This is a genomic window from Micromonospora sp. NPDC000663 (assembly GCF_042898105.1).
Lineage (GTDB): Bacteria > Actinomycetota > Actinomycetes > Mycobacteriales > Micromonosporaceae > Micromonospora.
In genome coordinates, this window is the sequence record NZ_JBIAYR010000001.1 from 1,619,050 (window position 1) to 1,642,904 (window position 23,855).

At 71.6% G+C, this 23,855-nt stretch carries 17 protein-coding genes; 6 read left to right on the top strand and 11 right to left on the bottom strand.

All coding sequences use genetic code 11. From position 1 onward, the window contains the following. Positions 1–43 precede the first annotated feature (43 nt). The gene (glgA, locus tag ACFY1S_RS07670; protein WP_387113825.1) at positions 44–1,255 is read right to left on the bottom strand and encodes a glycogen synthase; all 1,212 of its coding nucleotides are present in this window, start codon (positions 1,253–1,255) and stop codon (positions 44–46) included. A 72-nt stretch (positions 1,256–1,327) separates the two neighbouring features. On the opposite strand from glgA, the gene glgC reads away from it, so the two are divergent. Both glgC and pgm read left to right on the top strand, forming a co-directional pair. Next, entirely contained in the window at positions 1,328–2,560 is a 1,233-nt protein-coding gene (glgC, locus tag ACFY1S_RS07675; protein ID WP_387113827.1) for a glucose-1-phosphate adenylyltransferase, read from the top strand. Between the two features lie 31 nt (positions 2,561–2,591). Beyond that, positions 2,592–4,235, top strand: a complete 1,644-nt coding sequence (pgm, locus tag ACFY1S_RS07680) for a phosphoglucomutase (alpha-D-glucose-1,6-bisphosphate-dependent) (protein ID WP_387113829.1) — start codon at positions 2,592–2,594, stop codon at positions 4,233–4,235. A 39-nt stretch (positions 4,236–4,274) separates the two neighbouring features. On the opposite strand, the gene ACFY1S_RS07685 is transcribed toward pgm, so the two are convergent. Together ACFY1S_RS07685 and wecB are read right to left on the bottom strand one after the other, a co-directional pair. Continuing rightward, a complete protein-coding gene (locus ACFY1S_RS07685; RefSeq protein WP_387114376.1) occupies positions 4,275–5,183 on the bottom strand; it encodes an NAD(+)/NADH kinase in 909 nt (302 codons plus the stop codon). A gap of 72 nt (positions 5,184–5,255) precedes the next feature. After that, positions 5,256–6,338, bottom strand: a complete 1,083-nt coding sequence (wecB, locus tag ACFY1S_RS07690) for a non-hydrolyzing UDP-N-acetylglucosamine 2-epimerase (protein WP_387113831.1) — start codon at positions 6,336–6,338, stop codon at positions 5,256–5,258. 175 nt (positions 6,339–6,513) lie between these two features. On the opposite strand from wecB, the gene ACFY1S_RS07695 reads away from it, so the two are divergent. Then, a complete protein-coding gene (locus ACFY1S_RS07695) occupies positions 6,514–8,682 on the top strand; it encodes a Gfo/Idh/MocA family oxidoreductase (RefSeq protein ID WP_387113833.1) in 2,169 nt (722 codons plus the stop codon). 12 nt (positions 8,683–8,694) lie between these two features. On the opposite strand, the gene ACFY1S_RS07700 is transcribed toward ACFY1S_RS07695, so the two are convergent. Continuing rightward, positions 8,695–9,882: a glycosyltransferase family 4 protein gene (locus ACFY1S_RS07700; RefSeq protein ID WP_387113835.1), complete on the bottom strand. Its 1,188-nt coding sequence runs from the start codon at positions 9,880–9,882 to the stop codon at positions 8,695–8,697. Then, on the bottom strand, positions 9,879–11,879 hold the full coding sequence (locus ACFY1S_RS07705) for a heparinase II/III family protein (RefSeq protein ID WP_387113837.1): 2,001 nt from the start codon (positions 11,877–11,879) through the stop codon (positions 9,879–9,881). Before ACFY1S_RS07705 ends, ACFY1S_RS07700 begins: the two co-directional genes overlap by 4 nt. A 473-nt stretch (positions 11,880–12,352) precedes the next feature. Between ACFY1S_RS07705 and ACFY1S_RS07710 the strand changes: the two genes are divergently transcribed. Beyond that, positions 12,353–13,690 (top strand): hypothetical protein, encoded by a 1,338-nt coding sequence (locus ACFY1S_RS07710; protein WP_387113839.1) that lies wholly within the window; start codon positions 12,353–12,355, stop codon positions 13,688–13,690. On the opposite strand, the gene ACFY1S_RS07715 is transcribed toward ACFY1S_RS07710, so the two are convergent. The 5 genes from ACFY1S_RS07715 to ACFY1S_RS07735 form a co-directional block, all read right to left on the bottom strand. Beyond that, positions 13,648–14,841: a glycosyltransferase gene (locus ACFY1S_RS07715; RefSeq protein ID WP_387113841.1), complete on the bottom strand. Its 1,194-nt coding sequence runs from the start codon at positions 14,839–14,841 to the stop codon at positions 13,648–13,650. The genes ACFY1S_RS07710 and ACFY1S_RS07715 overlap by 43 nt on opposite strands. A 7-nt stretch (positions 14,842–14,848) precedes the next feature. Then, positions 14,849–16,192: a glycosyl transferase family 1 gene (locus ACFY1S_RS07720; protein ID WP_387113843.1), complete on the bottom strand. Its 1,344-nt coding sequence runs from the start codon at positions 16,190–16,192 to the stop codon at positions 14,849–14,851. Positions 16,193–16,208: 16 nt separating this feature from the next. Continuing rightward, positions 16,209–17,621: a lipopolysaccharide biosynthesis protein gene (locus ACFY1S_RS07725; protein ID WP_387113845.1), complete on the bottom strand. Its 1,413-nt coding sequence runs from the start codon at positions 17,619–17,621 to the stop codon at positions 16,209–16,211. A gap of 128 nt (positions 17,622–17,749) precedes the next feature. Beyond that, positions 17,750–19,624, bottom strand: coding sequence for a polysaccharide biosynthesis protein (locus tag ACFY1S_RS07730; RefSeq protein ID WP_387113847.1), 1,875 nt, complete (start codon positions 19,622–19,624; stop codon positions 17,750–17,752). A 239-nt stretch (positions 19,625–19,863) separates the two neighbouring features. Then, positions 19,864–21,003 (bottom strand): DegT/DnrJ/EryC1/StrS family aminotransferase, encoded by a 1,140-nt coding sequence (locus ACFY1S_RS07735; protein WP_387113849.1) that lies wholly within the window; start codon positions 21,001–21,003, stop codon positions 19,864–19,866. Between the two features lie 323 nt (positions 21,004–21,326). On the opposite strand from ACFY1S_RS07735, the gene ACFY1S_RS07740 reads away from it, so the two are divergent. Then, the gene (locus ACFY1S_RS07740; RefSeq protein ID WP_387113851.1) at positions 21,327–21,902 is read left to right on the top strand and encodes a DapH/DapD/GlmU-related protein; all 576 of its coding nucleotides are present in this window, start codon (positions 21,327–21,329) and stop codon (positions 21,900–21,902) included. Next, on the top strand, positions 21,902–22,591 hold the full coding sequence (locus ACFY1S_RS07745) for an acyltransferase (RefSeq protein ID WP_387113853.1): 690 nt from the start codon (positions 21,902–21,904) through the stop codon (positions 22,589–22,591). Before ACFY1S_RS07740 ends, ACFY1S_RS07745 begins: the two co-directional genes overlap by 1 nt. Here the strand turns inward: ACFY1S_RS07745 and ACFY1S_RS07750 are convergent. Continuing rightward, positions 22,489–23,778 (bottom strand): glycosyltransferase, encoded by a 1,290-nt coding sequence (locus ACFY1S_RS07750; protein WP_387113855.1) that lies wholly within the window; start codon positions 23,776–23,778, stop codon positions 22,489–22,491. The two genes, ACFY1S_RS07745 and ACFY1S_RS07750, sit on opposite strands and share 103 nt — an antisense overlap. Between the last annotated feature and the right edge of the window lie 77 nt (positions 23,779–23,855).

Here is a 23,855-nt window from a genome sequence, read left to right on the forward strand (position 1 = left end):
GGCAGTTCGATCTAGCGCGGGCGCGGTCCGACGGCGTTCTCCGTCAGCGCCCCTGCGGCAGCAGCGAGCGGTAGACGTCGAGCGTCTGCCGGGCGATGGCGTCCCAGGAGAAGTGCTCCACCGCGCGCCGCCGCCCGGCCAGGCCGAACCGTTCGGTGCGCGCCGCGTCGGCCAGCAGCGTGTCGATCGCCGCCGCCAGGTCGGCCACGAAACGGGCCGGCGCCAGCGGGGTGCCGGAGCCGTCGGTGGCCTGCTCGATCGGCACCAGCAGGCCGGTCTCGCCGTCGGCCACGACCTCGGGGATGCCGCCGGTGGCGGTCGCCACCACCGCCGTCTCGCAGGCCATCGCCTCCAGGTTGACGATGCCCATCGGCTCGTACACGGACGGGCAGACGAAGACGGTGGCGTGGGTGAGCACCTGGATCACCTCGGGCTTGGGAAGCATCTCGGCCACCCAGACCACGCCTGACCGGTTGGCCCGCAGCTCGGCCACCAGCTCCTCGACCTCGGCAGCGATCTCGGCCGTGTCCGGCGCGCCGGCGAGCAGCACGAGCTGCGTGTCCGCCGGCAGCTCGCGGGCGGCGCGCAGCAGGTACGGCAGCCCCTTCTGCCGAGTGATCCTTCCCACGTAGGCGACGCTGGGCCGGGCCGGGTCGATGCCGAGCCGGTCGAGCACGTCGGTGCCGGCGTCCGGGGCGTACTGGACGGTGTCGATGCCGTTGTAGACCACCCGGACCCGGTCCGGGTCGATCTGCGGGTAGGCGGTGAGCACGTCGTTACGCATCCCCCCGCTGACCGCGACGATCGCGTCGGCCGACTCGTACGCCGTGCGTTCGATCCAGGACGAGAGCGCGTAACCGCCGCCGAGCTGCTCGGCCTTCCACGGACGCAGCGGCTCCAGGCTGTGCGCGGTCACCACGTGCGGCACTCCGTGCAGCAGTTTCGCGGTGTGCCCGGCCAGGTTGGCGTACCAGGTGTGGCTGTGCACCACGTCGGCGCCCGCCGTCCCGGCGGCCATCTCCAGATCGACGCCCATCGTGCGCAGCGCGGCGTTCGCACCGGTCAGGCCGGGCGGCTCGGGGTACGCGGTGACACCCGGCTCGGTGCGCGGCTCACCGAAGCAGTGCACCCGTACGTCGGTGTGGCGGCGCAACTCCCGGGCCAGGTACTCGACGTGCACGCCCGCGCCGCCGTAGACCTCCGGCGGGTATTCGCGGGTGAGCAGGTCGACGCGCAGCGGGGTGGGTTCCGTCATGACCTCGCACCCTAGTGCAGAAGACTCCCCGTACGAGTGGTGAAGTCCGACGCGGGTGGATAGCGTCGGGGCATGGCTGCCAAGGTGCTCGCGATCGTCCTGGCGGGTGGGGAGGGCAAGCGCCTGATGCCACTCACCACGGACCGGGCCAAGCCGGCCGTCCCGTTCGGCGGGATGTACCGCATGGTCGACTTCGTCCTCTCCAACCTGGCCAACGCCGGCTATCTCAAGATCGTCGTGCTGACCCAGTACAAGTCCCACTCCCTCGACCGGCACATCACCAAGACCTGGCGCATGTCCACGCTGCTCGGCAACTACGTCACCCCGGTGCCCGCGCAGCAGCGTCGTGGCCCGTGGTGGTTCGCCGGCTCGGCCGACGCCATCTACCAGAGCTTCAACCTGATCAACGACGAGCAGCCCGACTACGTGATCGTCTTCGGCGCCGACCACATCTACCGGATGGACCCCCGGCAGATGGTGGAGGACCACATCGCCTCCGGCGCGGCGGTGACCGTCGCCGGCATCCGCCAGCCGCTGTCGATGGCCGACCAGTTCGGTGTCATCGAGGTCGGCGAGGACGGCCGGAAGATCCGGGCGTTCCGCGAGAAGCCCACCGACGCGGTGGGCCTGCCCGACGCGCCGGACGAGATCTACGCCTCGATGGGCAACTACGTCTTCACCACCCGCGCGCTGTGCGAGGCGGTCGAACGCGACGCGGAGGACAAGACCAGCAAGCACGACATGGGCGGCAGCATCATCCCGATGCTCGTGGAGCGCGGCGAGGCGAACGTCTACGACTTCCGCGACAACGAGGTGCCGGGCAGCACCGACCGTGACCGCGGCTACTGGCGCGACGTGGGGACGCTCGACTCGTTCTACGACGCGCACATGGATCTGATCAACGTGCACCCCGTGTTCAACCTCTACAACTTCGACTGGCCGATCTACACGGAGCAGCCACCGTGGCCGCCGGCGAAGTTCGTCCACCAGTGGGGTGAGCGGGTCGGCCGCGCGGTCGGCTCGATGGTCTCCCCCGGGGTGGTGATCTCCGGCTCACTCGTGGAGAACTCGATCGTCTCGCCGAAGGTGCGGGTGCACTCCTGGGCGCACGTCGAGGGCTCGGTGCTCATGGAGGGTGTGGAGATCGGCCGACACGCGGTGGTCCGCCGCGCCATCCTGGACAAGAACGTGTTCGTCCCGGAGGGCGCCGAGATCGGCGTCGACCTGGAGAAGGACAGGCAGCGCTACACCGTCTCCGACAACGGCATCGTGGTCATCGGCAAGGGCCAGCGGGTCGAGCCGTGACCGACCCGCACTCTTCGAGGAGGATCCCGCAGTGACCCACCCCCGTGCCGGCCAGCCCGCCGAGCCCGCCGACCTGGTCGACGTGCCGCGCCTGGTGACCGCCTACTACGCCGAGCACCCGGACCCAGCGGACCCGGCGCAGCAGGTCTCCTTCGGCACCTCCGGCCACCGGGGTTCCAGCCTGCGCAACGCGTTCAACTCCGACCACATCCTGGCGGTCACCCAGGCGCTCTGCGACTACCGCCGCGAGCAGGGCCTGGACGGCCCGTTGTTCCTCGCCCGGGACACCCACGCGCTCTCCGCGCCGGCCGCCGTGGACGCCCTGGAGGTCCTCGCCGCCAACGGGGTCACCGTGCTCGTCGACAGCCGCGACGGCTACACCCCGACTCCGGCGCTGTCGCACGCGATCCTCACCCACAACCGGGGGCGCACCAGCGGGCTCGCCGACGGCATCGTCATCACCCCGTCGCACAACCCGCCGGACGACGGCGGCTTCAAGTACAACCCGACGAACGGCGGGCCGGCCGACACCGACGTGACCCGGTGGATCCAGGACCGGGCCAACGCCATCCTGGCCGCCGGGCTCAAGGAGGTCCGCCGGATCACCTACGCGCGGGCCCGGGCCGCCGACACCACAGGGGAGTACGACTTCCTCGCCCACTACGTCGACGACCTGCCGTCGGCTATCGACATCGACGCCATCCGCGACGCCGGGATCCGGATCGGCGCGGACCCGCTGGGCGGGGCGAGCGTGGCGTACTGGGGGGAGATCGCCGAACGGCACCGCCTGGACCTGACGGTGGTCAACCCGATTGTCGACCCGACCTGGCGTTTCATGACCCTGGACGGCGACGGCAAGATCCGGATGGACTGCTCGTCGCCGAACGCGATGGCGTCGCTGATCGCCGCCCGGGCCGCCTACCAGATCTCCACGGGCAACGACGCCGACGCGGACCGGCACGGCATCGTCACGCCGGACGCCGGCCTGATGAACCCCAACCACTTCCTGGCGGTGGCGATCGGGCACCTGTTCCGGACCCGCGCCGAGTGGGGGCCGGCCGCCGCGGTGGGCAAGACCCTTGTGTCGTCCTCGATGATCGACCGGGTGGCCGCCGACCTGGGTCGGCCGCTGCTGGAGGTGCCGGTCGGCTTCAAGTGGTTCGTGCCCGGCCTTCTCGACGGCGCGGTCGGCTTCGGCGGTGAGGAGAGCGCCGGGGCGTCCTTCCTGCGCCGCGACGGCTCGACCTGGACCACCGACAAGGACGGCATCCTGCTCTGCCTGCTCGCCTCCGAGATCCTGGCCACCACCGGGCGCAGCCCGAGCGAGCACTGGGCGGACCTGGCCGAACGGTTCGGCGCGCCCTCGTACGCCCGGATCGACGCGCCGGCCACCCGGGAGCAGAAGGCAGTGCTCGGCAAGCTCTCCCCGGAGCAGGTCGACGCCACCGAGCTGGCCGGCGAGCCGATCACCGCGACGCTGACCACCGCGCCCGGCAACGGGGCCCCGATCGGCGGTCTGAAGGTCAGCACCGAGTCCGGCTGGTTCGCCGCACGGCCCTCCGGCACGGAGGACGTCTACAAGATCTACGCCGAGTCCTTCCAGGGCCCCGACCACCTCAAGCAGATCCAGCAGGAGGCCAAGAGCCTGGTGGACAAGGCCCTGGCCCAGTCCTGACCCCACCCCGAGGGCCCGCCTTCCGGGAGCCGGGGTGGGTCAGCAGGGCGGGGCGATGTCCTCCTGCGGTTTGCGGAGTTCCTGCGGGAGCAGCTCACGGAGCTGTTCCGGCAGGAACGGCAGGTCCAGCAGGCCCATCTTCAGCTGGTTGCGTTCCTGGTAGCGCAGCGGGTCCAAGCGGACCACCAGCCCGGCGTTGCGGCGGTAACCGATGTCCACAGCCCCCTCGGTCGCCGCGTCGCGAAGCACCAGCCCGTCCACCTCCACCACGACCGACGACGAGTGGGGCTCCAACTCCAGGCGGATCTTCTCGTCCGGGGAGAGCACCACCGACCGGGAGATGCCGGCCATCGGCGCCGACGGGGTGACCACCACCGCGTCCGCCGCCGGGGAGATCAGCGGGCCGCCTGCGGCATAGCTGTACGCGGTGGAGCCGATCGGCGTGCTCACCACGACGGCGTCGGCGCGGTAGTAGCCGTACTGCTGGCCGTCCACCGCGAGGGTGGCGGAGACGAAGCCGGAACCGGGCTTGCGGACCAGGGCGATGTCGTTGAACGCCACGACGTCGTCACCGCACACGTCGCAGGCCAGGCAGGCGTGCGACTCGACTGTGAAGTCCTTGGACAGCAACCGGCTCAGCGCGTCGGGCAGCTCCGGCGGTTCGACCTCCACGAGGAAACCGAGCCGACCCAGGTGGACGCCGAGCACCGGCTTCGGGTCGTGTATCGCGGAGCGCAGCGCGCCCAGCATCGTGCCGTCACCACCGATGCTGATCAACGCGTCGGCGCGGGCGGCCACCTCGCCCTCGGGTACGGGTTCGACGCTGGCCGGTACCCGATGCTTGTCCTCGGCACGCACCATGAGCGTCTTGTGGTGGCGCGTCGCCCACCGTTCGATGATCCCGACCACCTCGGTGACATCCCGGGTGGGGTGCAGCACAAGTCCCAGCCCCGACACCCGTACAGCTCACCACATCGGCGTCGGACCCGTCCGGCGTACGTCGAAGGTGCGCCGGGCCGGCTAACGGAGCACCCTGGAGATGATCTCCGCGATGCGTCTGCCTGCCGCGCCGTCCCACATCGGCGGTGTGGGACGCAGGGTCTGCCGTCCCGCCGTCAGGGTGTTCGCCAGGGCGTCGGCGAGCGTCGAGCGGGTGACGAGCCGGTTGGTGCCGTGCGTGATGGTGATCGGGCGCTCGGTGTTGGGTCGCAGGGTCAGACACGGCACGCCGAGCATCGTCGTCTCCTCCTGCACGCCACCGGAGTCGGTGACGACGACCACCGCGCCACGTACCAGGCTCACGAACTCCAGGTAGCCCAGCGGTTCGACCACGCGCAGGGCGCGGTGCGAGAGCAGGCCCGCGTTCTCGAGCTGCCGCCGCCCGCGCGGGTGCAGCGGCAGGATGACGGGCAGGTGGTCGGCCACGGCGTGCATCGCCTTCACCAGATCGACGACGTCCGCCGGGTCGTCGACGTTGCCGGGCCGGTGCAGTGTCGCCACCACGTAACGCTCGGGGAGCGACAGCGCAGCGCGGATGCCGGCGACGTCGAAGCGGTCGAGGTTCGCCAGCAGCGTGTCGATCATGGGGTTGCCGACCAGGTGGATCTTCTCCGCCGCGATGCCCTCGTCGCGCAGGTGGGTCACGGCGTCGGGGCTGGTGGCGAACAGCAGGTCTGCCACGTGGTCGACGACGACGCGGTTGATCTCCTCGGGCATGGACCTGTCGAAGCTGCGCAGGCCCGCCTCCACGTGTGCGACCGGGATGTCCAACTTGGATGCCACGAGAGCCGCCGCGAGTGCCGAGTTGACGTCGCCGTACACGACTGTGAGTGCGGGCCGTTCGGCGACCATCAGCTCCTCCAGGCCGGTCATCACGCGGGCGGTCTGGCTGGCGTGGCTGCCCGACCCGACGCCGAGGTTGATGTCCGGTTCGGGCAGGCGCAGTTGGCGGAAGAAGACCTCGGACATCCGCTCGTCGTAGTGCTGTCCGGTGTGGACGAGGCGTTGCCGGACGCCGTGCCCCTCGAGCGCGCGGACCACGGGCGCCGCCTTGGGGAAGTTGGGACGAGCCCCCGTGACGTGCAGAACGATCCCGGCTGGCATGTGTCTCCTCGTGGCCGACGCGAATCAGGAGCGACGCGGCAATAGTACAAGTTATCCAGTTTGATGCCTGTGCTCTCTATACAATGTCGAATGACGGATGCGTTGCGGTTTGCGCTGCCCGAGGGAGCCCTGCCGCGAGCGATGTTCCTACTCCCTGATGGCAGGCGGTCCCCACGTGAAGCAGATCGTCCAGTCCGTGTCCGCCGGCGAGCTGAAGGTCGTCGAGGTCCCACAGCCGGAGCCCGGCCCGACCGAGGTGCTCGTCGCCACCCGCAGGTCCCTGCTCTCGGCGGGGACCGAGCGGGCCGTACGTGAGCTGGCGTCGGCGAGTCTGCTGCGCAAGGCGCGGGCGCGGCCGGACCTCGTCCGCCAGGTCGTCAACCGGGCGCGTACCGGCGGGGTGCGCTCGACGCTCGCGGCGGTACGCAGCCGGCTCGACGAGGACATGCCACTCGGATACAGCGCCGCCGGTGTCGTGGTCACCGCCGGCGCCGCGACCGACGGGATCCGCCCCGGTATGCGGGTGGCCACCGCGTCCGCCGGGCACGCCGAGTATCAGGCGGTGCCGGGTCTGCTCGCGGTACCCGTACCCGATGCGGTGTCGGACCAGGCGGCCGCGTTCGGCGCGGTGGCGGCGATCGCGTTGCAGGGCCTGCGGCAGGCCGAGGTGGGGCTCGGCGGCTCGGTCGCCGTGGTCGGCCTCGGCCTGGTCGGGCAGCTGACCGTACGCCTGGCGCTCGCCTCGGGCCTCACCGTCATAGGCATCGACCTGCGCCAGTGGACCGCCGACCTGGCCGGAGGCGGCGGCGCGGTCGGTCTCGTCGAGGCAGGTGCGGCGACCACCGAACAGATCCGGGAACTGACCCGTGGTCGGGGCGTCGACGCGGTCCTGATCACTGCGGCGACAGCCTCGTCGGAGCCTGTCGCGCGCAGCGCCGAGATCGCCCGCGACCGTGCCCGGCTGGTCGTGGTCGGCGACGTCGGCCTGGACCTCGACCGTCGGCGGTTCTACGAGCGCGAGCTGGATCTGCGGTTCGCCCGCAGCTACGGCCCCGGCCGCTACGACCGGGCGTACGAGGAGTGGGGCATCGACTACCCGATCGGCCACGTGCGCTGGACGGCGCGACGCAACCTCGAGGCATACCTCGATCTGGTGGCAAGCGGACGGGTCGCGGTCGACGACCTGGTCACCCACGTCTTCGACGTGCAGCGGGCGACGTCGGCGTACGAGGTGCTGGCGTCGGATCCGCGTTCGCTCGCGGTGCAGCTCGACTACTCGGCTCCCGCGCAGCCGTCCCGGCAGACCATCACGATCCGGCCGCGCCGCACCTCCGCGTCGCCCCGGGCGGGCCTCATCGGGGCCGGAAACTACGCCAGGGCGACGTTCCTGCCCGCGCTCAAGGCCGCGGGCTGGGCGGACGACCTCGCCGCCATCACGTCCGCCAAGGGTCTGTCGGCCCGCCACGCCGCCGAGCGCAACGGCATCGGCGTGGTGGCGCCCACCGTCGAGGATCTGCTGGTCCGCGACGACGTCGACGTCGTGTTCATCCTGAGTCGCCACGACTCGCACGCCCGCCTGGTGGTGCAGTCGCTCGACGCCGGCAAGCACGTCTTCGTGGAGAAGCCGCTCGCGTTGACACAGGACGAACTCGACGAGGTCACGGCCGCGTACCAGCGCAACCGCGGGCACCTGTTCGTCGGCTTCAACCGCAGGCACGCGCCGATGGTGCTCGCGGCCAGGACGGCACTGGCCGCCGGCTCCGGGCCGGTGACCGCCGCGTACCGGATCAACGCCGGGCAGCTGCCCGACTCGCACTGGTACCACGACCGGCGTCAGGGCGGTCGCGTCCGTGGCGAGGTGTGCCACTTCCTGGACCTCGCCTCGTGGCTGGTGGGCGAGCAGCCCCGGGTCGTGTCCGCGTACGGCAGTGGTCGTGGTGAGCCGGGGTTGGAGGAGGACGTGAGCGTCCTGCTCGGCTACCCGAACGGGTCCACCGCGACGATCACCTACTCCACCGGTGGGCACCGGCGTACGCCCAAGGAGCGTCTGGAGATCCTCGGCCGGGGGCGCACGATACTGATCGACGACTTCCAGCGCCTGGAGATCGACGGTCGCGAGGTGAAGCGGGTGTCCGGTGGGAAGGGACACCGGGAACTGCTCGCCCACACGCGGGCGGTGATCGCCGGCGACGCGTCCGACGACGGCGAACTCGACGCGTCGTTGGGTACGACCCGCGCGGCGCTGTCCGCCGTCGCCGCCCTGACGGGCGCCGAGGAGCAGCCGTCGCGTCTGCCCACGCAGCTCGACGCGGACAGCAGCGTGAGCACCGGCTTCACCCTCTGACGGCCGAGCGGCTTAGCGTGCCGCCTCGTCCCCGCCGTCGACAAGCGGGCCGAGCAGTCGCGCGAGCGCGAGCGCCATCGCCGAGCGGGACTGGTGTTCCCGGATCCAGCGACGGCCGGCCGCGCCCATCTTCGTCAACTCGTCGGGGCTCGCCTGCACCATCTGGGCGAGGCCGTGGGCGAGGTGACCCGGCGGGGTCACAAACCCGGAGTCGGCGCCCATGACGAGGTCACCGACGATTCCCGGGCTGTTGGTGACGATCGGCAGGCCGGCCGCCATGTAGTCGAACACCTTGTTGGGGCTCACCCCGGCCCGGAACAGCTCGACGTCGGCGAGCACGTGCAGCCCGACGTCCGCCGCGTGCAGCAGGTCGGGGATCTCGGTCTTGGGCACCGGGTCCAGGAACCGCACGGTACGGATGCCGCGCGCCCTGGCTCGCAGGCGCGCCTTCTCCACGCCGGAGCCCACCAGCACGACGTCGATCTCGGGCACCGCCTCGGCGGCGGCCAGCAGCAGGTCGAGCCCGTTGGCCGGGCCGTGCGCCCCCGCGTACACCGCGGTGCGGCGGGTGAAGCCGTACCGGCGGCGCAGCTCGTCGCGGTCGGCGCTGGGGGTGAAGTCCTCGGGGTCGGCCGCGTTGGGGATGAACGCGATCCGGTCCGGTGCCACGCCCGTGCCCTCGATCGCCTCCCGGACGCCCGGAGCCATGATCACCACCCGGTCGGCGCGCCGGTACAGGAACCGCTCCAGGCGCTCCAGCGCGCGGTTCGCCAGCGACGTCTCCGACAACGTGCCCATCTCGACGAGCACGCGCGGCCACAGGTCCCGCACCTCGAGGACGAACGGGGTGCGTCGCAGCGTCGCCACCACGCAGCCGGAGAGGCCGGCCAGCAGGTGCGGCGAGGACGCGTACACCACGTCGGGGCGGGGCTGCCGCAGGCCGGCCACCGTGGCCGTCACCGCGTAGCTCACCCAGTTCATCACCCGACCCAGGCCGTTGCCCCGGTACGGCGTCACGGCCACCGGGTGGAACCCCGGCTCCGGCAGTTGCGGCGCACCGGTGATCATGTTGCGCCGGCCGGCGAGGATCACGTACGTCCAGCCGGGGAGCCGGCTGAACAGCTCGACGTGCCGGGTGCCGCCGGGTTGGCCCGGAGGGACGGCGAAGTGGTTGAGGACGAGGACTCTGCGGTGTGTCATCGCGGCGCTCCCACGTGTCGGACCGTCCCGGACGCGAGGTGCGTGACGGCGAGGGAGGCGCCGCTCTCGCTCCAGGTGACCTCGAAGGCGTAACCGTCGAGGGCGTCAGGTGCGGGCGGTGGCCCGGCCACCGTGCCGAACCCCCACACGGTGGTGTCGGCCCGGCTCTCGGCGGTGATCCAGGTCGCCGGCTCCCAGTGCCCGTACGTCCGGCTGTGCCAGCCCGCGAACGGCGTCGACCGTCCCCGCACCGTCTCGTGGCCGTCCAGCCCGAAGAGGTGGAGCTTGGTGTCACCGGCGACGAGTGTGTCGTTCTCCACCGCCACCTCGGGGTGCAGCGGGACGGTGAGCGACCAGGTCCCGACGGACGCCGGCGGGTCGACGAACTCGACGATCGCCACGTACCGGTCGGCCACCACGACGGCGCGGCCGACACGGATGGGGCGCTCGCCGCGCTCGTACGCGTCGTGCCAACCGAACAGGACGGTGCGGTCCGGCAGGTCGAGCGGCGGCCCGAGGTGCCCACGCGCGGTGTGCCGCCAGCGGAACGCGCGATGGGGGACGAGCTGGTCCCGCCCGTCCGGCCGTCGTACCGGGTGGGCGGCCGAGGTGCGCAACCCGTTGCGCACCTCCAGCGGCCCGTTGTAGGTGCCCGTACCCGGGTCGGCGACCAGCCAGTGCCCGCCGTGCCTGATCCAGACCGAGGTGAGGTCGGCGTGCCCGTGGGACGGCCCGCCGTCCACCTTGAACCACACCCGCCACGGCCCCCTGTCGACCACCGCGATGCCGCCGGAGGTCGTCGACCGTCCCCGGGTGGTCGCCGCGAACCCGTCCCCGGCGGCGTCCCGCGCCGGTGCCGGCGCGTACCACGCCAGTTCGTCGAAGTCGGCGTACCACCGTGCCGGCAGCCGCTCGCCGCACAGCGCGAGCCCGAGCGCGGTCGAGCCGGCCACGTCCAGCGGATCGCCGGAGGAGGCGAGCACCCGGCCCTCGTCCCAGTCGCCGTACTGCGGGACGTCCCCGTCGAACACGCCGATCCGGGCCAGGTGCAGGCTTGCCGCGCGCAGGTCACGAAGGACGCTCGCCGGCGCGCCGCCGAGCAGCGTCCGCACGGTGAGCATTTCGAGGACGAAGCGGTGGTACGACACCGAATCCTCGATCATGCGACCGTCGGGTCCGAAGTGCCGGCGCTGCTGGGCGGCGAACATCCTCTCCCCGGTGCCCGCCCACCACCGTGCGCGCCGGGCGGTGGGGTACATCCGGGAGAGCAGGATCAGCCCGAGCGCGTCGCCGAGCATGTGGTTGTTGCGCATGCTGCTCACCGTGTAGGGCAGCTCGACCATCAGGTGCCGGGCGCTGGCCAGCAGCAGCCGGTCCATGGCGGTCGTCACCTCGCGTGGAAGCCGTTCGCCGGCCAGCGTCAGGATCTGGTTCCAGGCGATGGCGCGCAGGGCGAGTTCGAGGCTCGAGTACCAGTTCACACCCCGCTCCGGTGGCGACTGGTCGCACCAGGACCGCAGCAGCTCGTCGAGGCCGTCCTGCCAGGGGCCGTCCGGGTCGAGACGGGCCGCGCGCGCCAGGACGACCAGGTCACGGTGGCGTGCCGCCTCCCAGATGTGCTTCACGTCGGACAGTCGCGCGTCGGATCGGATGTCGATGCGCCACCACGGGTCGTCGGCCGGCCACCGCTGCCCGGTCAGGGGGTCGGTGCACCACGGTGCCGACACGCCGGTGGCCACCCGGGCGCCGAACACCCGCAGGCCGTCGTGCAGGACACGTCGGGCGTCGTCCAGGCAGCGCTGCCGGGCCTCGTCGCTGCTCGGCAGCGCGTTTGTCAGCGGTACCGGCGCCGGGGGGTGGTGGCGGCGTGCCTGGGCGCGGAACAGGACGGCGTGGAATCCGGAGCGCTTGGAGGTCTCGTACGCGGCGCGCAGCGGCGCGGATCCGCCAAGTGCGCGCAGGTCCGCGGCGATCGCGCGGAGAGGGTTCTTCACCATCAGGTTTCCTTGGGCGCGGCGACGAAGGCGATCGGGTCTGCGGAACTGGCCGCGAATGCCGAGCTCAGGACGCTCGAAGCAGTTCGGCCGACGGTATCAGCTCATTAGCGGTGATTCACGCAATTAGGACAGACTATGACCGCGTGTTCAGGAATTCCCGATTCGAGGCCACACTGATCGTTTCCGCGTTGCCTCGCCCGTCGTGAGGTCGTTGCGCGTGGTGTGTCCGGGCAGTTCTGGTGTGGGGGATCGCGTAGCGCTCAACAGCGTGGCTCGCGGCGGCTCGACGCTGCCCGCTCACCGGGACAACCGGTCGGGAGTGGACTGTGGTGACAGCCGTCGACGGCATCAGCCGGGGGCGGCACCGGTCGTACCGCGATGACGTCGACGACCGCTGGCGCACGGCCTCGCCGCCGCCTGACCGCCGCGCACCGCGGACGGACGCCACCGCCGCAAGACCGACCTCCCGGACGGTGACCTGGCTCCCGCTGTGGCTCGCCCTGGCCTGGATGCTCGGCACGTTCGGCGCGTTCTGGCTGACCGGGCTGGCCCGCGAGGTCACGAACCCGGGCCAGCTCTGCGTCTTCGTGGTCGCGGCGACGGCCCTCTTCGCCGGTGGATACGTGGCGCAGATGTCACGCCGTGCGCCGTCCGCGACCGTCACGACCCATTCCATCGACCGCATCCGGCAGGTGCGACAGCTGGTCCTGGCCAGTTCGGTCTACTACGTCGTGGTGAGCCTGACGCGACTGGCCGAGTTCGGCGCCACCGGCCCGCAGAGCGTGTGGGCGAGCATCAGGGCACCGGCCACCGGCTATCTCAACAAGTTCGAGATCTACCAGGAGGGCATCGGCACCACGAGCCCGTGGATGAACATCCTGTTCCCGCTCGGCGTGCTCAGCGTGGCCCTGGTACCCCTGCTGGTGGTCCACTGGCGCATTCTGCCCACCTGGCTGCGGCTCGCCGGCCTGACCGGGACGGCGCTGCACATGGCGTTCTACCTCTTCATCGGCACCACGAAGGGGCTCGGCGACGTCGCCGTCATGCTGGCGGCGGGGATGCTTGTCGCCCGGGCGTCGGTCCGGCGGCGACGGCGCATCAGCTCGCGACGTCGCGGAACGCTCGTGGTGGTCGGCGCGGCGTTCGCGCTCCTGGCCATCTACATGGTGCACAGTCATGCGACGCGGGCGACCGAGTTCGGCACCACCGGCGCCCTCGTCCAGGTCAACCCCACTGTGGAGCGCGTCGTCGGCACGCCGATCGCCGAGGGGGTCGCGGACGTCATCGGCTACCCGACCCACGGCTACCTGGGGCTCTCCTACAACCTCCAGGTGCCCTTCGAGTGGTCCCGTGGCCTGGGTAGCTCACCGTCCGCGGCGATCTTCGCCGAGCAGAGGTTCGGAGTGGACCTCAGCGACCACCCGCCCTTTCCGGACCGGACGGAGCACGAGAAGGGGTGGCCGGCACGCATGTACTGGGCCACGATCTATCCCTGGCTCGCCTCCGACCTCACGTTCCCCGGTGCGGCGTTGCTCATGGGGCTGGTCGGCTGGCTCTTCGCCGGCTCCTGGCGTGCGGCGGTGTCCTCCCGGCGGGTGATCCCGACGTTGCTGTTCGCCCAGCTCTGCATCCTCGTCGTCTACGTACCGGCGAACAACCAGCTCGGTATGGCGCCGGAATCCATAGTCGGGATGGCCACCCTGCTCGCGCTCTGGGCGATGCAGTCACTCAACGCCGGACGGCGGCGGCTCGCGGCAGCCCAGGATCGTCAGCCCCAGTTCCGGAAGAACGCCCCGATCGGCTCCGCGTAGGCCCGGTAGTCGAACGACTCGAGTGCCTGGCTACGTGCGGCCTGGCGCATCAGGTTGCGCTGCCCGTCGCTCAGACCGGCAGCCGTACGGATCGCCTCGGTGACCTCGGCGAGCGAATGGTCCCGGCAGATCAGCCCCTCACGGTGCGGGCGCAGGTACCTGCTCATGTCGCTGGTGAGGTTGGCGATCACCGGTGTGCCGCTGGCCAGGCTCTCGCAGAACTTCGTCGAGAAGCCCGCGTCGGCGGCCCGTTCCGGCCGACGGATCAGGACCGTGAAATCCGCCTCCTGGAGGGCGGCGGCCACCTCGGCCTGCGGTAGGCGACCCAGGCACCGCACACCGTCGGGCAGCGCCCGGCCGCCGAACAGACGGCGTGCCTCGTCCGGCGTCGGCCCGTAGATGCGCAACTCGACGCGCGCGCCGTCGCGCTGGACCCGGCTGACCGCCTCGATGACGGTGCCCAGGAGGTCCTTCTTGTTCCCGTGCGGATTGCCGGCGTAGGCGAGCGTGAGACCGGACGAGCCCGCCGCCGTCTGCCGGGCGTCGAGCGTCAGGCCCTTGACGTCGAGCGTGGGCGGCACCCGCAGGAGTGGCCTGCCGCTTCGGCGGTAGTGGTCCTCCAGGTACGAACTGATCACGATGAGGCCGTCGCAGCGCGGGTAGTAGTGGTGCAGGGCGAGCTTCATGCTGGCGTGCAGGGGCCCGAGGTACCCGCCGCGTACGTAGCGCCCGTTGAACCAGTCGACGACATCGACGATCAACGGCACGTCGTGACGACGACACCAGCGCTGGAGGTGGTACATGTACTGGGCCTGACCGCCGTGCACCAGGACGTGCGACGGCCTGGTCGGTTGGGCGTCGAGCCAGCGGACCGTCCGTTGGCCCCAACGCACCAGGGTCTGGACCGAACTGGCGAGCGGCCCGGCGCCCGGGGGCGGTTTCTCCGCGAGGCCGACGTACGCCACCGAACCCGGCCCGTCGACACCCGGCAGCGGGGTGACGCCGCGCGGCTCCGCCCCACCGCCGGCGACCACCACGTCGTAGCCGGCGGCGGCCAGCGACGCCACAAGTCCGTGGACGCGTCGCGATCCCGCCTCACCCCACGGGAAGAGGAACGGGCCCACACAGGCGACCCAACCCGACCGTCTCATTCGCACCTCAACGTGCCTCTGCGGTCAGTTGCCTGACGGATTCGACGTCCGTCGCCGCGCGGAGCGTGGCGGCGAACCGCGCGGCGACGCTGTCCCTGGCGTGCTCCTGCCGCGCGAAGTCGACCCCGTTGCGGGCGAGCCGCTGGCGCAGCGCGGCGTCACGGCAGAGCCTCGTGAGGTCGCCGACAAGCGCCGCCGGGTCGTTCGTACCGACGATCACGCCGGCGTCCGCCGCCCGGATGTGGTCCATCGACGCCACCTCGGCGGGGCCGTAGCCGAGGATCGGACGGCCCGAGGCGAGGTACTGGGGGATCTTCGTCGACACCGAGTAGCGGGTGTAGCGCCTGATCTCCTCGTCGAACGACTCGATGTGGACGAGGACGTCCGCGGACCGCAGCGCCTCCGGCACCTCGTCGCTGGCCAGCGACGGCCCGAGCCGCACCCGCTCCAGGTGGGCGAAGTGCCTGCCGTACCGGGCGAGGTCCTTCTCCGGGGCGTGGACGGTCAGCCGGGCCGGGAGGCCGTCCCCGGCCAGCCGGTCGAGCGCGGCGCCGATGTCGCGCAGCGACTCCCACCGGTTGAGGTGCAGCGCGCCGACGTACGCCAGCTCCGTCGTCGCTCGCTTGTGGGTCTCCTCGCGGGGGGCGGCGAAGTAGGTCTCGTCGACGCAGTTCACGAAGGGGCTGAACGGGATGCCGTACCGCCTGGTGTACTCGTGCGCCATCGGCCGGCTGATGACCATGCCGAGCGGAGCCAGCCGGATGAGCCGCGCGATGGCCTCCTGCGTGGACCGGTTGGCCCGCCCGAGGAGTTCGCCGTTGCCGTACAGCGTCGCCGGCCAGTCGTCGGTGAAGTGCGGCACCACGGGAACGCCGCAGGTACGCGCCGCCAGAGCGGTGATCCTCGTCAACCGGACGCTGCCGAGCATGGAGTAGACGACGTCCGGGCGGAAGTCACGCATCCAGTCGGTGAGCGTCCGGGGCACCCGGATGGGGCTGAGGTCGGCGGTCGCGCGCAGCTGCGCGTACGCCCTGGCCATGGCGGGGCGGCTCTCCGCCGCGGCGTGTACGGCCGCGATCGGTCGGCTCTGTTGCAGTGGCGTACGACCGTTCCAGCCCAGCATCCGCATGGAGTAGTACTGGATCGGCAGGTAGTGGTCCCGGGGCGGGAAGTGGAAGAACTTCTCGCACACCTCGGTCGACGGCGTGATGTTGCCTGTGTGCACCTGCCCGAGGCGGTCCTTCGGCCAGCCGGAGAAGAGGTTCGACAGGGTCATGGCGGTGCCGCTGACCCGGCTGAAGGGTGTGTGGCTCACCACCAGCACCCGGGGGTGTTCGTCCTGCGACAACATCGGTGATCCGCCTCTCTCAAGTGGCCCGCACGGTGAGCGCCCGCCGGTAGCCGTAGATGGCAGCCGGGACGACCGTCAGGCTGTAGACGACGACGGCGATGAACGGCGCGGCCGAGAGTCCCAGCCAGTGCACGCCGAACACCTTGCCGACGATGGACAGCGGTAGGTAGAGCAGGTAACCGCAGAGCTGGGGGCGTACGACCCCTGCCGCGTTCTGCACCATGAACCGCGGGGAGATCGCGGCCAGCACGAGCCACCAGCAGGCCAGGCCGACCAGCAGGGAACGGCTTCCGATCGGGATCGGGAGCCACGCGGCGAAGAACTGCTCGCCGTACACCACCAGGAATGTCGACGGCAGCAGCGCCATGAGCGTGGAGACGACTGTCATGCGACGGACGGTCCGGCGTACCCAGTCGAGGTCCCGGCGCGCGAGGGCCTCGCCGTGCATCGGCCACAGCGGCTGGTTCACAAGCGTGACGAGCGCGCCGAGCTGGGTGAAGAGCTTGGCCGGCACCGCGTACGCGGTCACACTTGCCAGGCCCAGGATGTGCGCGATGATCAGCGGGTCGGCGTTGTCGGCGAGCACCATCACCAGCGTCACCAGGAAGAACAGGCCGCCGAGCGCGAACAGGTCGCGGATTCCGCGACGGTCGACGAACCTCGGGCGGGGCGCGAGTTGCGGCAGGCGCCAGCCGAACGTCCACACCGTGTTGGCGACGTTGACCAGCAGCGGGGAGATGGCGATGCTCGCGATGACAGCTATCGGGGGAAGGCCCGCGCGCACCGCGCCGAGCGCGAGCGGGAGCGATAGGGCGCTCGCACCCGCCTGCCAGACGTTGCTGACGGCCACCTGCTGGTACGCGTACTGCACCCGGGCGACAAGCGACAGCGGGATGTTCAGCAGGAAGGCGGTCAGGCAGATCAGGGCGACGAGGTGGGCGTCCCGCGCGGCCGTTCCTGTCGCGTTGAACAGCAGCGGCCACGGTACGAGGCCGCCCGCCAGCCAGAGCAGGCCGCACACCGGCAGCGTGATGCCGCAGACCGCCGCGTAGGCGCTGGAGACGTACCGCCGGGCCGTGTCCGAGTCGCCGTCCACCCGGCACGGCGCGAGCCTGGTCATCAGTCCGAGGCCGACGCCCAGGTCGGCGAAGGCGACCATCCCGGTGACCGCGAGGACAGCGGCCCAGAGGCCGTACAGGTCGGTCCCGAGGTACGACAGCGTCACCGGCAGCAGGAACAGGGGTACGACAGCGCTTACCGCCCGGCTCAGCGCCGCGGTGGCGATCCAGGACAGCAGCCGGCGTCCGCGACCCGGCCGCGGGGCGGCGGGGATCGTCGGCGGGGGCGGCTCGACCGTCTGGACGGCCAGCCCCGGCCCCGCGGTGTCCGGCCGTTCCTGCCGCTCGAACCTGCCGTCGGGGGCCCGCAAAGTGTCGGTCCTATCGATCTCGGGGCGGTGCGAATGCCGCAGGGCGACCTCGCTCTGGGTCCTCCCGACATAACTGTCGGTGAGGGGATTTGGATGCGGACGCACCGGCGGTGCCCGGTCGCGGCCGGTCAGCGCGAGCGCAGGGGTACGCCAAGCGGACCGTGGACCGTCGGGTCGCTCGGCTGGGCGCTGAGCAGGGCGAGGTGATGGATGACCTTCGCCGTGTCGTCGTACGGGTCGAGCCCGCTCACCTCCGCCGGGTCCAGCGGTGGCACGGCCACGTGGGACACCAGGGGATGGAAGGGCCTGTCGTCGATCTCGCCGGTGCCGAGCAGGTCTTCGTGCAGCTTCTCTCCCGGGCGCAGGCCGGTGTAGACGATCGGCACCGTGCTCGACGCCTGCTCGGCCATCTGCCGGGCCAGGTCGGCGATGCGTACCGGCTCGCCCATGTCCAGCACCAACGCCTCCCCGTCGCGGCCGATCTCGGCGGCCTGGAGCACCAGGTGGACGGCCTCCTGCACGGTCATCAGGTAGCGGGTGACCTCGGGGTGGGTGACGGTCAGTGGCTTGCCGTCCTCGATCTGCCGCTGGAAGGCGGTCACCACCGAACCGCGGCTGCTCAGCACGTTGCCGAACCGGACGCTCAGGAAGGTCCCGGGAAAGCGGGACGCGGCGTGCGCGGTCAGCCGCTCGGTGATCCGCTTGGAGTATCCGAGCACACTTATCGGGTTGGCCGCCTTGTCGGTGGAGATGTTGACGAACCGGGCCACGTCCTGGCAGGCGTCGAGCACGGACAGGGTGCCCCACACGTTCGTCTGGACGGCCTCGCCGGGGTGCCGCTGCAACAGCGTCAGGTGCTTGAGCGCCGCCGCGTGCAGGATGACCTCGGGTCGTCGTTCGCGGATGATCCGCCGGATGCCCTCGTCGTCCCGCAGGTCGGCGAGGATCAGCTCGGGACCGTCCAGCAGGGCCCGTCCGGCGAGTGACATCTGGAGGCTGTGCAGAGCCGACTCGTCGCGGTCGAGCATCATCAGCTCGCCCGGGTCGGCCCTCATCACCTGCCGGCAGAGTTCGGAGCCGATCGACCCGCCCGCGCCGGTGACCAGGACCCGCCGCCCGGCCAGGCTGTTCGTACTCAGTGGCAGGTCGCCGACGACCTGGCGCCGCCCGAGCAGGTCACCGATCTGCACGTCGCGGACGTCGGTGACGGTGATCCGGTGGTCGACCAGGTCCCGTACCGGGGGCAGGACCTTGAACACCGCGCCCGCCGCCAGCGTGGCCTCGCGGATCTGACGGATCAGCGCGGCGTCGGCGTTGGCCACCGAGAAGATGACAGCCTTCGCGCCGGTGCGTCGCACGGCCCGGCCGACGTCGTGTCGCCCGCCGAGCACCCGGACGCCCCGGATGCGCAGGTCGCGCTTGTCCGGGTCGTCGTCGAGGGCGCCCACCGGCAGGTACCTGCCGCGCGGGTCGCCGAGCAGCGCGCGTAGCAACTCCTGCCCGGCGTCGCCGATCCCGAACAGCAGCACCGGCGTCGAGGACCGGACGTCGGGTCGCAGGGACAGGTCCCGCCGGTGCCGGTACGCGGACCGGGCGCCGAGCATCAGGAGCAGCGCCAGGGCGCCGCCTACCATCGGGGTGCTCGCCGGCACCGGCCGGTGGCTGCTGGGCAGGAGGCCGAGCAGCACGATGGCTGCCGTGGTGATCGCGGTGCCGGCGACGCCCTGAACCTCCTGGAGGCTGCCCAGGGGGTGACGTCCGGAGTAGAGCCGGCGTACCGCCGCCACCGCCACGTGCACGACGGCGGCGAGGACGCCTATCGCCGCGGTCCGACCCAGCTGGCCCGGCGGGAGGTGGAACTCGAACCGCGTCCAGGCGGCGGCGACGAAACCGCTGATCCAGGCGGTGGTGTCGGTGGCGAGAAAGGCGATGGTGCGCCGGCGTGCCCTGGCCCGCCGGTTCCGGCGCTGCGCGTGGTCCGTGTGCTCGGTGTCCTGCGGCATGTCTGGCTCTCCTGCCTCCTGCCCCGTGTCCCGACTGCTTCCGCCGTACACGGCAGAAGGGCCCGTACTGCGCCCTTTGTCCTTGTTACAGGCACAGTGGGGCGGGCTAACCGTCTTTCAGGTAATGGCGTGACTTATTGCCTGTCTCGGGGGAACCCGGCCAGGCCGGATTGCCTCCCATCGCCACCTGATCGGCCCACGTCCCGTACCACTTCGGGCGCGCCACCGGACCGGACCGGCTAGCCGTCCGCGCGGAGGGCGAGGAACTCCTCGATGGCGGCGAACACCCGGGCGGTCTGCGGCTCGGTCAGGGCGCTCCCGCTGGGCAGGGTGACGCCGTCGGCGAAGAGCCGTTCCGCGGCGCCGGTGAGCAGGCACTCCGCACCGAGGTGCACTGGCTGCAGGTGCATCGGCTTCCACACCGGCCGGGTCTCGATGTCCCGCTCGGCCAGGTGGACCGCCAGGTCGTCGGCCCGCCAACCGCACCGGTCCGGCTCGACGGTGAGGACCGTGAGCCAGCAGTTGGACTCGGTGTCCTCCGCGTTGAGCAGCCGTACGCCGGGGACCGGGGCGAAGAGTTTTGCGTAGCTGTCCCGCAGGTGCCGGCGTCGGGCGATCATCCCGTCCAGCCGGATCAGCTGGGCCCGGCCCAGGGCCGCGAGGAGGTTGCTGAGCCGGTAGTTGTAGCCGGTCTCGCGGTGCTCGTAGTGCCGTGCCGGTTCCCGGGCCTGCGTGGCGAGGTGTCGAGCCCGCGCGAGAAGCGCGGTGTCGTGGGACACCAGCATCCCGCCACCGGACGTCGTCATGATCTTGTTGCCGTTGAAGGAGAGCACGCCTACCTGGCCGAACGATCCGGCGGGCTGCCCCGCGTGGCTGGCGCCGAGCGCCTCGGCGGCGTCCTCCACCAGCGGCACGCCGGCCTCGGCGCAGATCGGGCTCAGGGCGCTGTAGTCGGCGCAGCTGCCGAACATGTCGACGGGGACGATCGCGCCGACGCGCTCACCCCGCGACCGCAGCCCCCGGATCAGGTCGTCGACGAGGTCGACGTCCACGTTGCCGGTGCGCGGGTCGCAGTCGACGAACACCGCACGCGCGCCGACGTACCGGACCGCGTTCGCCGTGGCGACGAAGGTCAGGGTCGGCACGATGACCACGTCGCCCGGCCCGACCCCGACGCCCAGCAGAGCCAGGTGCAGGGCCGCCGTCCCCGAGTTGACGGCCACGGCGCCGGCGGTGCCGACCCGTCCGGCGACCGCCTGCTCGAACGCCTCCAGGTCGGGACCGATCGGCGCCGCCCACCCCGAGCGCAGGGCGGCGATCAGGTACGACTCCTCGAGCGGCCCGACGTCGGGTGGCGACAGGTACACGGTGCCGTTCACGGGGTCGTCCGGTGCCGGCGCGTCCGAACATCAGGAGATACGGGGACAAAAGGCATGTAGGTGTTGTATCAGTGACCCGAGTTCCGACATGTCAATTCGCCACAGTCGGACAAGCGCGTCGCCCCAATCAACAGCGAGATCCTCTGCCGGACACGGGTCGGGTCACCGGCTTTCCTCCCAGGTGGAACGCCGGTGGTGAGCGTGGACCCGAGCGGCGCTCATCTCGTCGTGGGGGATTTACCCATAATTTGGATGATTGTGGCAATCCGCGCAGGTCGCCGAATTTACACTTCGGACCGCGTGATCACCGAACGGCAGCGGAGATGGAGACAGTGGTGCTGAGCATGGTGCGCGGCGTGGCGAACGCCCTGCGGGACCGGCGGGCCGCCGCCCGGGACCCGGAGGGTTTCGCCCGGTCCCTCGGCGTCGACCTGCGCGGCCGGGTCCGCTTCTACGGCATCGACCGGGCGATGTTCGGCTCCGAGCCGTGGCTCGTCTCCCTCGGTGACAACGTCTATGTCACCGCGGGGGTCCAGTTCATCACCCACGACGGCGGCACGCTGATCCTGCGCAGGGAGGTGCCCGATCTGGAGTGGACCGCCCCGATCACCGTCGGGGACGACGTCTACCTCGGCGTACGGACGACGATCCTGCCCGGCGTGACGATCGGCGACCGGTGCATCATCGGCGCGGGCTCGGTGGTGGCCCGCGACATCCCGGCCAACAGTGTCGCGGCAGGCGTGCCGGCCCGGGTGATCCGCAGCGTCGACGACTACCTCGACCGGATGCGCGCCCGGTCGCTGGGGTGCGGGCACCTGCCGGCCGCCGAGAAGGCCGCGGTGATCCGTCAGATCTACGGGGTGCCCGAGCAGGTCGGCGCCGGTCGGGCGGGGTTCTGATGCGGGTGGCGGCGGGTCGGCCGGGTGCCGTCGTCGGGGCGGTGGTCCTGGCGCTGCATCGCCTCGGGGACACCGTCACCCGCGCCCGCCGGGCCGTCAGGGGCCTCGCCCTCGCCAACCGGTTCGCCGCCCGGGGCGACAACTTCACCTTCGACCCGGACGGCGTCTACACCTGCGAGACGATCGAGGTCGGCCACAACGTGGACCTCGGATACCGGCCGATCCTGGTGGCGGCCCGGGCGCGGATCCGGATCGGCGACAACGTCATGTTCGGCCCCGAGGTGACCATCAGGGGCGGCAACCACCGTATCGACCAGGTGGGCGTACCGATGATCGCGGTCGGCAAGGAGCCCGGCGACGAGAGCCACGACCGTGGCGTGACCATCGGCGACGACGTGTGGGTCGGCACCCGCGCGGTGATCCTGCACGGCGTGACCATCGGCCGGGGTGCGGTGATCGGCGCGGGGGCGGTCGTCACCCGGTCGGTGCCGCCGTACGCCGTGGCGGCCGGCAACCCGGCCCGGGTGATCCGACTGCGCTGGCCGGTGGAGACGATCCGGGACCACGAGCGGCGGCTCTACCCGCCTCAGCGGCGGCTGACCTCCGCCGAGCTGGCCGGTCTGGCCGAGCTGCCGACGCCCGAGCCACCCGTGACGAAGTCGCTGACGAGCGCCGTCCAGGCGCGGTAGTCGAAGCAGTACGCCCGCTCGCGGGCCGCCCGGCTCATCGCCCACCAGCCCTGGTCGTCGAGCAGCAACGCCCGCTCCAGCCCGCGCCGCACGTCGTCCGCCCCGGCGCCGTCGAGGACGATCCCCTCCCGGCCGTCCACGATGTACCGCCTCAGGTCGCTTGTGTGGTTGAGCAGCACGGGGCAGCCGGCGGCCAGGCTCTCCGGCACCTTGGACGGAAAGCCCGCCTGCGCGTACCCGGCCGGCGGCCGGACCAGCACCGAGAAGTGCGCCAGGCGCAGCTCGGCGAGCACCCGGTCGCGGGGCACCCGACCGAGGAATGTCACCCGGTCGTCGAGGTCGGCGGGGTCCGCGCCGCCCAGGTCGGAGAGGCTGCCGGCCCGCTCCCGGCTGATCCCGGCGATCACCAGCCGTACCCGGGACCGGTCCTCGGGCGCGAGTGCGCGGATGCCCTCCAGCACCACGGCCAGTTGGTCCTTGGCGCCTGCCGATCCCGCGTAGAGCAGCCGGAGCCCGCCGTCGAGCGAGGTCGGCGCGGGGTCGGCGTAGTCGGCGCAGTCCACCTGGGGCGGTACCACGAGCGTGGGTCGGCCCTGGCCGACGAAGTGCCGCTCCAGTGTCTCGGAGATGGCGATGACCCGGTCGGCGAGCCGGCCGGCCAGGAAGAACGCCCAGCGGTGCCGGACGAAGTACGGCGTCAGCCAGCCCCTGGGGAACTGCGTCCGGTCGTGCCGTTCGAGCACGTCCACGGTGATCGGGCAGCGTACGGCCGTGCGCAGCACCGCCCAGGTGACCAGGTTCCACACGCTGAGCGGCAGGTGCACGCCGGCCAGCGCCGCCGGGCGGACGCCCGCGCCGCGCAGGGCGGCCAGCACCCGCAGCGGACGGGTGTACCTGTGCAGCCAGCGGCCCGCCATCCCGCCGACGACGCGACGGCGGGGCAGCGTGATCAGTCGGACGCCGGGGGGCAGGTCCGGGGATTCCGGCGGACGCGACCCGTCCTGCGGCCAGTCGTTGACCACAAGTGTCGTACCGCCCGGCGGAGTGGCCGAGCGGGCCAGTTGCAGCAGGCGGTTGGACATCGCGTCCCCGTGCGGGAACCGGTACGCGGCCACCGCCAGCACCTGTGGCGTCGCGGTGGCAGGCGCGGCCGGGATCAGGTCCGTCGTCGTGGTGGGCTCGCCCACGGACTGCCCCCTCGGAGGATTCGGGTTGTTCAACCGTTATGGCCGATAAGTCTAGGCAGCCCGGGGCGGCCAGAGAC